The following is a 12,218-nucleotide window of genomic DNA, read 5'->3' as shown; positions in this document are numbered from 1 at the left end:
GGATCGCAATTTCGTGCTGCAATCGGTCAAAAATTATGTGGGCAACGGAGCAGACAACGAGACGATTCAAGGAGAGCTTTCCTTCACGGAAGAGGGCAAGACCTATCGCTACAACCCGGTTAGTTACACGAGCTATTTGTACAAGGAACGGGATACAAAACCGTCTTACGTCTACAGCTTCTTAGGGCGTCCAGCCTCCATGACCGCCGATGCAGATGTGTATGCGTTTCTTTTGTCGCCCAGCCTTAATCGATTATCGAAGGTGCAAGCACGTTTGGATCGCTACGCGCAAACGATACAATACAATTACAACGCTTACGGTGATGTCACCAAAGAGATAGATCCGAAAGGCAACATCACAACGAGAGAATATGTAAATCCGCTTCTCCTTTCTGCGCTGCGTATGCCTGCCAGTATAACGAAGACGGCCGCAGACAATCCGGAGCACTACCACAAGGAAACGTATGCGTATAATTCCAAAGGGCTTTTGGCAACGGAAAAAATCATCGATTCTTATCCGGATGGCGGATCAGCAAAGGTCATGCAGGTAGACAGAGCTTATACGTATAACGATAACAAACAGCTGACCTCCGCAACGGAAACGAGTACGGGACCAGACGCGAAGACAGTGACGCAAAATATTACCGGGTACGATCCGCTGGGGCTGTATCCTGTTGACATCAACCTGCGAGTCGAAGTGTCGACTGGGCAAATGCAAACTTTGCACCACGGCTTCGCCTACGATGGAATGGGCCGACTGACAAATCGTGTTTACCCGGACGATATGGCTGTCTTGTACGAATATGATTTGCTAGGCCGTCGAACGAAAGAAAGCGTAACGAGCAAGGAACAAACCAGGACAACTACCTACGCCTATGACGATACGGCGCGCAAGGTCACAATGGTACTCCCGAACGGCACCAAGCTGGTCACTCAGTTCACGCCATTCGGAGAAATCGAATATAAAGAGCAAGTTGCAGCAAACGGAACTTCGCGTCCTTTGCTGTACAACACCTATACGCTAGACGGCAACCATCTTTTGTCCAGTGCGCCATACGCCGATCAAGAACGTGCGACCACGTATGTCTACAATACAGACGGAAGCATCTGGCAGAAAAAAGACCCTGTTGGCACCACCGTATACTTGACTGCCAATTCGATCAGCGATGGTACCAGCTTCGCACCCGCACTCACCCGTATGACACTTGCGCCAAACGGGTTGCAAACAGTTCAATATCACGACCGACAAGGCCAGCTCGAAAAAGAAATTCAGCGAGCAGGAGACGGAGCCAAAAACCTGACCGCCGAGCTTGTCCGAAACTCGTTTGATCAAGTGAAGCAGAAGACAGAAAAAGACCAGTCAGGCAAGACACGCGTTTGGGAGTACCGCTACACCAATGACGGCAACCTTACCTATTTGCTGGACCCGGAACAAAACAGCTATCAGTACGAATACGATGCGCTCGGAAATTTGTTGACCGTCACTGAAAATCAGATGCAGACAACCAAAAATCATTACAATGCTCTATCCTGGAAGCTTAGCGAACAGGATGTGCCATCGGGAGCAACTGAATCTTATTCTTTTAATCAAAATGGCACGCTGAACACCTTTACCGACAAGACAGGAAATCGCCACGCTTATCGATATACGCCGTTTAACGAGCTGGCAAGCTTGATGACCCGCAATGCTTCCGGTTCCGTGACCAACTTGGAAACCAGAGACTACGTCCCGAACACGTCACTGGTCCAGAAGGAAACAAACAGCAATGGGGCGGACATCAACCCGACGGCCAACAATTATCGGGAGATCACGTACAACTACGATGCGTTTCAGCGGTTGAAAAGCCAAACGGTATTTGGCCGCACGTATCAATTGGGATATACGGACAATGACGATGCGAAAGACTCACTGACCTATCCGGACGGAACCGTAGTCAACTATAAATATGATCCGGCAGGGCGGTTACAGGAAGTAAACAGCCCGCTGACAGGAAAAATTCAGTACGACTACCATATGAAAGCCAGCGGGGAAAGCTATCAGCTTGCGTATCCGAACGGTTTCAAAGTAGAACGGGATTTGGACTCGTTTGGGCAAGTAGAAAAAATGACGCATCGAAAAGAAAGTCCCGTGTGGAGTGAAAACAACGAGTATTCGTTCGGCAATGTCGTTTCCAGCGAAAAAAATGGAACGCTGTACCGATACGATTATGACAAAGTCGATCGTCTGACCAAGGAAGTTGTTCCAGGAACCACGAACCAGTATACGTATGACGGCCGCGGGAATCGCTCCGCTTTTGCAGGAAAACGACCTGCCGACAAAGGTGTGACCACCTATACGTTTGACGAACGGAATCGACTGCGAAGTGCGACCAACCATACGACCGGATTGGATGCGACCTACACGTATTTCGGGAACGGGCTGCGTGCCACCAAGACGGAAAATGGTGTGCAAACAAAATACGTGTACATGGACGGAAACGTCTTGGAGGAGCTGGATGCGAACGGCAATGCGATTGCCCGCAATGTTTGGGGCAATGAACTGCTGTTCCGCAAAGACTTCCTCACCGATAAAGGCGGATATTACGCGTATAACAGCCATGGGGATGTCGTCTCGATTTTGGACGAATCAGGACAAGAACAAAACAAATACGAGTACGACACGTGGGGCAATGTCATCTCCAAGACAGAGGGAATGTCCAACCCGTTTCAGTACAGCGGAGAAATCTACGACGAGAAGAGCGGCTTTTACTATTTGCGTGCCCGGTATTATGATCCGAGGGTCGGGAGGTTTATTTCGGAGGATACGTATAAGGGTACGGTGGATAATCCGTTGTCGTTGAATCGGTATACGTATGTTCTTAACAATCCATTGATTTTTATTGATCCTACTGGACATGCTGAGGTTTCTTTACGAGCAGTTTGGCTTGGAATGACCAAAGCTGGTAACGAATTACCAGGGGCTTTGAAAAAAGCAGGAGTCGAATATGTAGGACTAGAAAATGTTAACACACTTTCAAACGGGAACTGGGATTCAGATGATGCCTTTGCAGCTGGTAGTGTTGCCATTAATATTGTTCCTGTAGGTAAGTTGCTTAAAACCACTAAAGCAGGAACTAAAACTGCAGTAAATGCATTTAAGAGTTCAAAAGGATTACCGCAAAGTATTCGCGATATGATGAAATCCCAGAAGATTGCACCTGACATTTTAGATAAGGGAGTCCATTTTAATGTAGGAAAAATCGAAATAACTGTTGTTCCTACAAATCAAGGAGGTATTGCTTTTAAACCGACTCATCCAGGGATGGCAGCAAAAAATCCTAGTCAATATAATTCTGCTCTTAAACAAGCAGAAGAAGCTATTCAACATCCAGAATTTAGAGAATGGTTATTGAAACATGCTCAAAGAGGATTGGAGTTATCTAAATCGGGAAAACCAGGGAAAGGAGCAGAGTTTAATTTCCTGATAAAAGCATTGGAGGATATGAAGTGAGGATAACAATTGACTTTATGAAATTACTAACAACAGGTAGCCTAGGAAACTTTACAGGAGGAGAAACGGAAGAAGAAATCATAAATTTGATTGGACAACCTGAAATTTATACACCCGAAAGGAAGTCATATCCCGCTTTTGTTATTTATGGGGACTTGGAATTTCGACTCCGTAAAAATAAGATAGAAACAGTAGTGATTACTCTTAATAATGGCACTATAAACATGCCTAATAGTATTGAAATCAAAAACTTCAATGGAGGAAATGAACTAACAATTGATTTCATTAAGGGACTATTAAGCGAGAATGGTGTGTCGTGGACACTAGATAGTGTAATGTCCGATCAATATCAAGCTAATTATGTATCGGACAAAGGTGTTCACTTTGCATTTGATTTAGAAGAGTCAGGAGTTTTAACTAAGATCGGTATCGAGTATAAATTGATGGCTAATTCTTAATCAAGGTATCCCAAACGAGTAATTTACGCTCGTTTGGGGTTCTTTAATTTTTCCTAAAGAAGCAAGGTGAAAATTTATAGTATTCCTGTTTCATGAAGACAGGTGTGTGAACATGTTTAAGCCCGAAACAAAAACAGCCATTCTTCAAGGATACAAAGTAAATACCCAAAAAGCTTATTCAAGAGTTTTCAACCTAACAATGAAGTTCGAAGTGGAACAAGATAAGGATTTGCTCATAAATCCCTAACGCCAAACCCTCACAGGCAGCCTCACCAGGGCTTGACCAGCAGCGGAAGGCTGCAAATTCGCCTCCAGATCGAAGCCCGGAACAGGTTCAATGCGCGAGAACGCCTTGATGAAGTGGTGAAAAGCTTTGTTCGCTTCCATTCTCGCCAAGGGGGCACCGAGACAGATATGCGGTCCATTGCTGAACGATTGATGCCGATTGTTGTTTTTCCGGTGGATGTTCAAAGCAAAAGGGTCTTCAAACACAGCCTGATCAAAATTGGCTGCGCTCATCCAGGCAATCACGACATCTCCTTTTTTCAACTCAACACCCAAAACATCGTTATCTTCCTTCACCGTGCGATCCATTTTGCTAATGTGAAAACGATAGCGCAGCATCTCCTCGACAAAAAGCGGGACGAGGTCGAGGTCGCTTCTCAGTTCAGCGTAAAGGTTCGGATTGTCGTACAGCAAGGAATAAAACGAGTTAGCCAACAGGAGGCTGGTTGTCTCGATGCCCGCCCCCAAAATAAACATCGTGATGGTAACAATATCTTCATCCGTCAACTTGTCTCCCTCGTATTCTGCCTGAATCAGATCAGAAATGATGTCGTCTGCAAGGTGCGTTCTTTTATCGACCACGAAAGGGTGCAAGTAAGCAAAAAACTCTTTTGCCGCCTGTTCCTTCTGTTGATGAACTTCCTCGTTCTTTTCCTTTTGAATCGGCATGAACAAAAGATCGACCCATTTTTTGAACAGCCATTTGTCTTGATGCGGCACGCCAAGCAGCTCGGCCATGATGATGATGGGCAGCGGAGTGGTAAAATCTTGGACGATATCCACTTCCGTTTTTGCTTCCATTTCGCGAATCAACTCGTTCACGACTTGTTCGACACGCGGCTCCCACTCTTTTAGGCTGCGCGGCGTGAAAGCAGCCGAAAACAAGGAACGCGCCTTGCGATGTTCGGGAGGATCACTGTCGTGGATATTGAGACGTTCTGGAAAAGAGCCTTCCTTAGTACCAGCCCCGACATTGACAAGCGTCCGTTGGCGTACACTCGAAAACAAAGCATAGTCGGTCAGCACCCGCTTCACATCTTCATAGCGGAACACATTCCACGTATTCGTGCCCGCATGATAAAAAACGGGCTGCTCTGCAAGCATTTTCTTGTACCATGCCACCGGAAAAAAATGTTCGGATTTCGTTTGGAAATCTGTTATCTCAGACGGTGAATACGCCTGCTTTTCCATCTACATCACCTCTTGAATTTGTCCATTATAGGGTGGATAATAAAGGGAATTTTATGCGCAAAAGCTTTTCAAAAGGGAATGGAGAAGGACAAGGAGAAGAACAAACATGACGTTAAAAATAGCTTTGGACAGCGTAGTGATTCATGAAACACCGCTGGAAGAAATCCACTTTGACACCAATACCATTGCGGTTACATTTGATGACGCAGATGAAAAAAGATGGAAACTGACGTTTAAACCTTACCAGGCGATCCAAACGACGACAATCGATTGCTACCCGTTTTCCAATCTGGTCATCGACGAGGCGATTGACGAGAACGGATATTTCCAGCGCTATTTGCTGGAAGTGACGGATTCCCAATGGATAAAAGCGTTACAGGATGAACTGAGGTTGATCGACCCGCATGCTACTTTCCTGGAGAAAGCGCATCATTACATTTTCCCATTTCAAGATATTGTCGTGGAAATCATAGCTTGGGGCTATGAGCTGGAGGAAGTGTAATGAGTCTTTTGCGCACCTGACCACATTTTTTTATCGACAAACAATTCCAATCCGAGCAAAGAGCAAATCCAAACCTTCCAGCAGACCAAGGCGTGGTCTAGCTTGCGGGTTTCTTGGGGAGAAGTCGTTCCTACTTGAAAGGAGAGGTCATCATGAAAGTTGCGATCATGCTTTTCGATGGAATCACCGCGCTGGATGCGATCGGCCCATACGACGTTTTTGCTGCTACCTTGCAGTGGGAAGTGAAGTTTGTCGCCAAGCAAAAAGGATTGGTCAAACTAGATTCGAACATGGGCTACCTGCACGCGGATTACGATTTTTCCGAAGTGACTTCCGCCGACATCCTGGTTGTGCCCGGATGCAGCCCGCCTCACTATAAAACGCCGATGAATGACGAAGAAACGTTGGCGTGGATTCGCCGCATCCACGAGACGAGCAAATGGACGACGTCGGTGTGCAACGGCTCCCTGATTTTAAGTGCCGCAGGGCTGCTGAAAGGCGTCGTTGCCACCAGCCATTGGGGGTCGTTCGATTTGCTCGCATCACTTGGCGCCATCCCGACGGAAGAGAGAGTCGTTCGCCAGGAGAAAATCGTCACGGCAGCGGGCGTTTCCTCCGGGATCGACATGGCCCTCCAATTGGTCGCATGGGAATTGGGCGAACAGATGGGACAAGCTGTACAGCTGATTTTGGAATACGATCCCAAGCCGCCGTTTGACACAGGTTCACCGCAGAAAGCGCCAGCGCAATTGGTGGAGCAGATCAGAGCAATGCTGCAAGCGTTTGCCGAAAAGGAACCAAGCATGTAAATACAAAGACCAGCCAGAAAAGAAGGAGCATTCAGCGCTCCTTCTTTTTTGATTGCTCGTTAGCTCCGCCTTTTCACATAACAAACTCTTATAGTACAAAACCCGATCGGAATGATATTATTTATCGCAGTGATAGAACAGTCGCTTGGCAGCAACCGCAACGAGGAGCTGGCAAAATGGACGATCTGTATGTTTTTGTCATTTTCCCGGGAACCAGGGCTTTCTGTTTTGCATAATACAGGCAGAAAACAAAGGAGGTGGTTCAACTGGATGAGAGTCAATTAGAAGCGTGGGTGGAGGCGTACACGGACCGGCTTGTGCGGCTTGCCTATACATATGTGCGCGATTGGGCGCTTGCCGAGGATCGGGTGCAAGATGCGTTTCTCAAAGCGTACTGCCAATACCACCAATTTCAGCCCGGAAAAGACCCGTTTCCTTGGCTGGCCCGCATTACGATCAACGAATGCAAGATGTCCTGGCGAAGAACGTGGCGCGAAGTCGTGACAGAAATTTTTCCGCCCCGCATGAGCAAAAGCGCCGAGATCATCACGATGGAAAAGCTGGATGCAGCGCTCTGCTACCAGTTTGTGCTAGACCTGGTGGAACCATTTCGCACGCCTATCATCCTCTACTATTTTGAAGATTTGTCCATTGAACAAATCAGTGACATCCTCAGCGTAAGCAAAGGCACTGTCAAATCCCGTTTGGCCCGGGGCAGAGAGAAGCTTTACCGGACCATGGTGAAGGAGGGTAGCCATGGAAAAGCAGTTGAAAAATGCGAAACATCAATATGAGTCACATTCAGTGGACATGGAAGCTTTCAAAAAGAGGTTGAACCAAAAAATACAGAAGGCCGAAAGGGAGGGACTGTCCCGTAAAGGGGATGGGTGGACGTTGAAAAAAATAGCGCTTGTGAGTGCTGCTGTTCTGGCAATCGGATTTTCGGGAAGTGTGGCCGTGTCACCGACTTTTGCCAGCTACATCTCGTCTTTGTGGACGAAGAAGATTGACCCGGGTGTCCAGGAAGCCGTGAACAAAGGGTACGCCAAGCTGGCGAAGGCGAGTGTGACAGACCAGGGCATTACAATTGAAACATCTGAAGTGATCGCCGACCCCGCCCGGCTGATCGTCGCCATTTCGATGAAAAATGCGCAGGGAGAGTTTATTTTCCCTGATCCCGATATCGCCGCGAACGAGAACAAGCTGTTTGTGACAGATGAGAACGGCAACGTGATCGCAGACGACATCCAATCGTATTATAAAGAAGGAGATATCGGGTATTTCCAGTTTGTTTTAAACGATGCTGTCTCCAAAAAGATGCAGCTGCGAATGGACGTGAAACGAATCCGTCTCAGCGGCAACCAATACAAGGAAGGCTCATGGAAGCTGACTGTGCCGATCGACATCGAGCAGAGCATGGCGGCAACCACAACTGTCTCTTTGAATCAGACATACACCACCCCGCAGGGAATCACCGTTGCGGCTAAATCTATTGTATATTCGCCAAGTGCGACAAGACTTACGTTTGAGACAAGCTGGACAAAAGCGGCGCGGGAGAGAATCGAGCGAACTGCAAAAAGCGTGGGAGCAACTGCGCAAGAGCGTGAGCTGCTGCATCATCAAAGCCTGGTTTTCCGGATTCTCGATCAAAATGGAAAAGACATGGTGAAGCTTGACGATCTGCTGGTTGTAAGCGAGGGGGATTCTCCAGCGCCGACCGTGTACGCAAGCCAGAAAATCGTAAAAGAAGGCAGCACAGAAAAAACGATCCATGAATACGTCTTTTTCTCCGGCCAGACTGAGAAACCGTTGACCTTTGTGCTGACTGGCGTGTCGACGTTTGAACCAAACGATTTCCGCCTTGCACTCGATCCGGCAACTTTGAAAACAAAGCCTGTCTCTGGCACGAAGGGAAACCATGCCGTCACCGTTACCGACTTGTCTGTGCAACAAAATCCCGCAACGGGACAAAAAGAGGTCGCTCTGCGAATGAAGGAGCAATCCACCAACTTGCGCATATGGAAGTGGTATTTGACAGACGACAAGGGCCAAGCGTATGAGCTGGTGGAAAATCGCGATGGCGAAGGAGAATGCAGCGCGAGCAAAGGGGCGGATGGCGTCTATGTAGAGCAATGCGACAATCAATACTTTGCCAAAGGAATGACCGCCTTGCCCAAAAAAGCGGCGCTGACGATCCGCTTAGAGCCGGTTCAGCACAGCGATTCCCAGTGGCGAGTCGAGCTGCCTGCTGCCACGCCTGCGAAAAAGTAATCGGCTACGCCTGGCTTGCCTTTTTTCCTTGGACGGAAGCGGAGCATTCTCTCCATTCGAAGTCCACGGCAAGAGGAAAAAGCTCTTTTTCGCAACTGTCGACCAATTCATACTTTACAAATAGGATTTATGTGTTTTAAACTGAAACTATAGAAAACCACTCCATCACATCAATCCATTCGGCCGATCAGTCCACTGAAGGCTCCCGCGTCTGTTTTGTTCAAGCGCGCGGGAGCCGTTTTGTATTCGGAAACATTTTTCGATTCGACAGGGGGGACGCACGTGGAATATTATTGTCTGACTTGCCGCCATGTCTTCGCGCCCGGACAAGAGCTGTGCGGACATCTGCAGCAGCTGTTCACATCTGTGCAAGGGGAAAAAATATGGCGGATACGCTTCTTGCATCGGTTTGCGTATGAATTTTACAGCGATGGGCAAATTCAGGAGCTGATTCGCGACCAGCCTCTGATGGTTTCCGAAGTGCTGTGCGTCGATCAGTTTGATACGAGGACACACACGGGGCTGAACGCGATTGGCCAGCGGGTGTCCATTTTCGAGTAGCTGTTTCCTGTCATTGACAAACAGGAATCACCGCTTTAGTATAGTTTTATGACTATCAAACAATCGAACGAGGATGAAAAGCGCGTCAAAATCTTCAAAGCGTTGGCGGATGTGAAGCGGATTGAGATTGTTCGATTTTTGTATCGCGCAAAAGCAATGCATACGTGCGGTCACATCGGGAATACGCACGGGTTGAACAAGTCCAACACGACGTACCATCTGAAAATTTTGCATGATGCCGAGCTGATTGACATTATCCGCGACGGGCAATTTAAATTAATTCAATTGAGGGAGGAGACATTTCAAGCGTTTTTGCCGGGTTATTTGGACACGCTGTAGTGCCGGATAACCATTTTTTTTGGACGATAGTTAAAGAGTTTTAGAACTATCGCAAAACACGTAAATGCGTGCAAGTACAAAGCGTGCGCATTGTCTGTTCGTCGGTACTTTAGTTTGAGAGTTTTAATACTATAAAATCTTTGGGGTGTCCATGATGCTTGAACAAAAGAAAAGCTTGTATTCGACTTGGCTCGTTTTGACCTTATGCTTTGTGATCATGCTGGCCGTGATCAATGCTGTCCTGTTTAATGTCGCACTCGCGGATATTTCCGGAGAATTGTCAATCGGTCCGTCGCAGGTCAGCTGGATTGTCGTCGGATACTCGATGATGGTCGCGATCGGTTCGATTACGTATGGCAAACTGGCGGATCGCTTTCGCGTCAAAAGCCTGCTGATCTTCGCTCTCGTCTTGTTTCTTGCCGGGTCGCTGATCGGTTTTGGTTTTTCTTCCTTTGCAGCGGTCATCATCGGGCGGATCATTCAGGCAAGCGGCGGCTCCGCGTTTATTTCCTTGTCGATGATCTCGGTAGCGAGATTTTTGCAGCCGGAGAAGCGGCCTGGCGCTTTGGCGATGTTCAGTGCGACGATTGCGTTGGCGGCGGGGATCGGCCCGTTGGTAGGGGGAGCCGTTACGCACACGCTGGGATGGCGGTACTTGTTTTTGCTCATGGTCATCGCTATCGTTGCCATCGCTCTTTTGTTCAAGTTCATGCCAAAAGAGGAGCAGCAGTCGTCAACGTCGCTTCCGTTTGATTTTGCCGGAGCAGGGCTGTTGTTTGGCGTCATCGTTTCCGTTTTGTTTGCGGTCAATCTGAACGGACTGTTCTTTCTTTTGGCGCTCGCGTTCGCTTTTGGCTTCAAATGGTGGCTGCCCAGGACTTCTGCGCCATTCGTGGAACGCGACTTGTTTGCCAACCAGGCTTACTTGCGATTGATCGGAATCGGCTTTTTGATGAATGTCGGCGCGATGGCCAACATGTTCCTTGCGCCGCTCTATTTGATCCATGTGCACAAGCTTTCGCCGTTTGTTGTCGGTTTGCTGTTGTTCCTCGGGGGCATTTCGGGCGTTTTGTCCAGCTTTGCCAGCGGAAAGCTGCTGCCGCGAGTCGGAGGGGGAAAAATCATTTTCGCGGCGACCGTGATGATGATGACAGGCTTCCTCGCGATGGGGGTGATTCCGCGGCCAGATATTATCGTCGTCACGATCTTGTTACTGCTGACCATGATGAGCTACTCCGCGATTCAAGTTTCGCTGAACAATCTCGTTCCGCGAACATTGCTGCCAAGCAAAATCGGCGTAGGGCTAGGCTTTTACAACTTGCTGAACTTCGTCGGGATGGCCTTTGGTCCGGCGGCAGCGAGCAGACTTTTTGAGAAAACGGGCAACTACAGCCTGATTTTTCTCGGCATGGCCGTCGTGATTTGCTTGCATTTCCTGTTAGTGGCGAAACCTACGGCAGTACAACAGCAGTCTCATTGACAGGCTTACTGGCGCGATAGCGATTGCAGACGCAGATGCTTCACAACCGCAACAAAAAAGCCGCTCTTTTCCTGCGAAGGAGCGGCTTTTGCTTGGCTTATTTGGCTGGCGTGCTTTCGGCAGGCCCTGGATGTGCTTTGACGTACTCCAGCGCATTGTAGATGATTTCCGCTGCTTCTTGGCGCGTAATCGCATCGCGCGGGTGCATTTTTTGCCCGTCATCCAGCTTGGCGATTCCGAGAACGAGCGCCCGCTGAATCGTGCCCTGGTAGCTTGGGTTCAGTTGCTCCAGATCGGCGAAGTCGCGGGGAGCGATTTTGATCATCGGCAAATCGTAGTGTGTTTCCATCGCCAGCATGAGCTGATGAATAAACTGTTCTTTCGTCCAAATCTGCTCCGGTTCAAGGTCGGCTGGCAGATCGAGTCCGTTGTTTGCGGCGATGATCAACACGTTGGAGTACCAGGCATCGTTATCGGCCTTGGCAAAATAGTCGGTTGCTTTCGGCTCTTTGATAAAGCGAATGTTGTCGATGTTGAGACGGAACGCACTGACGATCAACTGGATGCCTTGGGCAGCCGTAATCGTCGCATCCGGCATAAAGCGATGATCGTCCACGCCCCGTAAAATTCCTTGTTGTTGCAACGCCATGATTTTATCTTTAGCCGCTACATTTTGCAAATCGGTAAACGGAGCGGAGGCGGCAAAGCCTTGTTGGGCCATAGACAGTGTCAGTAAGGCAAAAGTAGAAAAGGCGAGCAGTTTGCGAGTGGCTTTCATGATTATCACCTCGGCTGTTTTTGAAAAGCTTCACCTGTAGGACGACGGTTTTTC

12 protein-coding genes are annotated in these 12,218 nt (G+C 48.3%); 10 read left to right on the top strand and 2 right to left on the bottom strand.

Annotated elements, in window-relative coordinates:
- Positions 1-13 precede the first annotated feature (13 nt).
- The 3 genes from DEP07_RS04385 (at position 14) to DEP07_RS27795 (ending at position 4,195) form a co-directional block, all read left to right on the top strand.
- On the top strand, positions 14-3,490 hold the full coding sequence (locus DEP07_RS04385; RefSeq protein WP_287102175.1) for an RHS repeat domain-containing protein: 3,477 nt from the start codon (positions 14-16) through the stop codon (positions 3,488-3,490).
- The gene (locus DEP07_RS04380; RefSeq protein WP_122966438.1) at positions 3,487-3,948 is read left to right on the top strand and encodes a hypothetical protein; all 462 of its coding nucleotides are present in this window, start codon (positions 3,487-3,489) and stop codon (positions 3,946-3,948) included. Before DEP07_RS04385 ends, DEP07_RS04380 begins: the two co-directional genes overlap by 4 nt.
- Positions 3,949-4,060: 112 nt before the next feature.
- A complete protein-coding gene (locus DEP07_RS27795) occupies positions 4,061-4,195 on the top strand; it encodes a phage lytic cycle repressor MrpR family protein (RefSeq protein ID WP_373926309.1) in 135 nt (44 codons plus the stop codon).
- Here the strand turns inward: DEP07_RS27795 and DEP07_RS04375 are convergent.
- Positions 4,192-5,424, bottom strand: a complete 1,233-nt coding sequence (locus tag DEP07_RS04375) for a cytochrome P450 (protein WP_122966439.1) — start codon at positions 5,422-5,424, stop codon at positions 4,192-4,194. The two genes, DEP07_RS27795 and DEP07_RS04375, sit on opposite strands and share 4 nt — an antisense overlap.
- A 106-nt stretch (positions 5,425-5,530) precedes the next feature.
- Between DEP07_RS04375 and DEP07_RS04370 the strand changes: the two genes are divergently transcribed.
- The 7 genes from DEP07_RS04370 to DEP07_RS04340 all read left to right on the top strand — a co-directional run bounded on the left by DEP07_RS04370 (position 5,531) and on the right by DEP07_RS04340 (position 11,386).
- Positions 5,531-5,926 carry a hypothetical protein gene (locus DEP07_RS04370; RefSeq protein WP_173598176.1) on the top strand — a complete coding sequence of 132 codons (396 nt, stop codon included), beginning with the start codon at positions 5,531-5,533 and terminating at the stop codon, positions 5,924-5,926.
- A gap of 152 nt (positions 5,927-6,078) precedes the next feature.
- Entirely contained in the window at positions 6,079-6,735 is a 657-nt protein-coding gene (locus tag DEP07_RS04365; protein ID WP_173598177.1) for a DJ-1/PfpI family protein, read from the top strand.
- Between the two features lie 257 nt (positions 6,736-6,992).
- Positions 6,993-7,529 carry an RNA polymerase sigma factor gene (locus tag DEP07_RS04360; RefSeq protein ID WP_122966442.1) on the top strand — a complete coding sequence of 179 codons (537 nt, stop codon included), beginning with the start codon at positions 6,993-6,995 and terminating at the stop codon, positions 7,527-7,529.
- A gap of 100 nt (positions 7,530-7,629) precedes the next feature.
- Positions 7,630-9,006, top strand: coding sequence for a DUF4179 domain-containing protein (locus DEP07_RS04355; protein ID WP_167470384.1), 1,377 nt, complete (start codon positions 7,630-7,632; stop codon positions 9,004-9,006).
- Between the two features lie 282 nt (positions 9,007-9,288).
- Entirely contained in the window at positions 9,289-9,567 is a 279-nt protein-coding gene (locus DEP07_RS04350; protein WP_229049688.1) for a hypothetical protein, read from the top strand.
- A 48-nt stretch (positions 9,568-9,615) separates the two neighbouring features.
- A complete protein-coding gene (locus DEP07_RS04345) occupies positions 9,616-9,906 on the top strand; it encodes an ArsR/SmtB family transcription factor (RefSeq protein WP_063228204.1) in 291 nt (96 codons plus the stop codon).
- A 154-nt stretch (positions 9,907-10,060) separates the two neighbouring features.
- Entirely contained in the window at positions 10,061-11,386 is a 1,326-nt protein-coding gene (locus tag DEP07_RS04340) for an MFS transporter (RefSeq protein ID WP_122966445.1), read from the top strand.
- A 97-nt stretch (positions 11,387-11,483) separates the two neighbouring features.
- Here DEP07_RS04340 and DEP07_RS04335 read toward each other — a convergent pair whose 3' ends face one another.
- Positions 11,484-12,164 carry an S-layer homology domain-containing protein gene (locus DEP07_RS04335; RefSeq protein ID WP_122966446.1) on the bottom strand — a complete coding sequence of 227 codons (681 nt, stop codon included), beginning with the start codon at positions 12,162-12,164 and terminating at the stop codon, positions 11,484-11,486.
- Positions 12,165-12,218 lie beyond the last annotated feature (54 nt).

It is taken from the genome of Brevibacillus sp. (assembly GCF_003521185.1).
In the GTDB taxonomy this organism is placed as follows: Bacteria; Bacillota; Bacilli; order Brevibacillales; family Brevibacillaceae; genus Brevibacillus; species Brevibacillus parabrevis.
The sequence above is the reverse complement of the archived record's forward strand: the minus strand, read 5'-3'. Positions and strand labels throughout refer to the sequence as shown.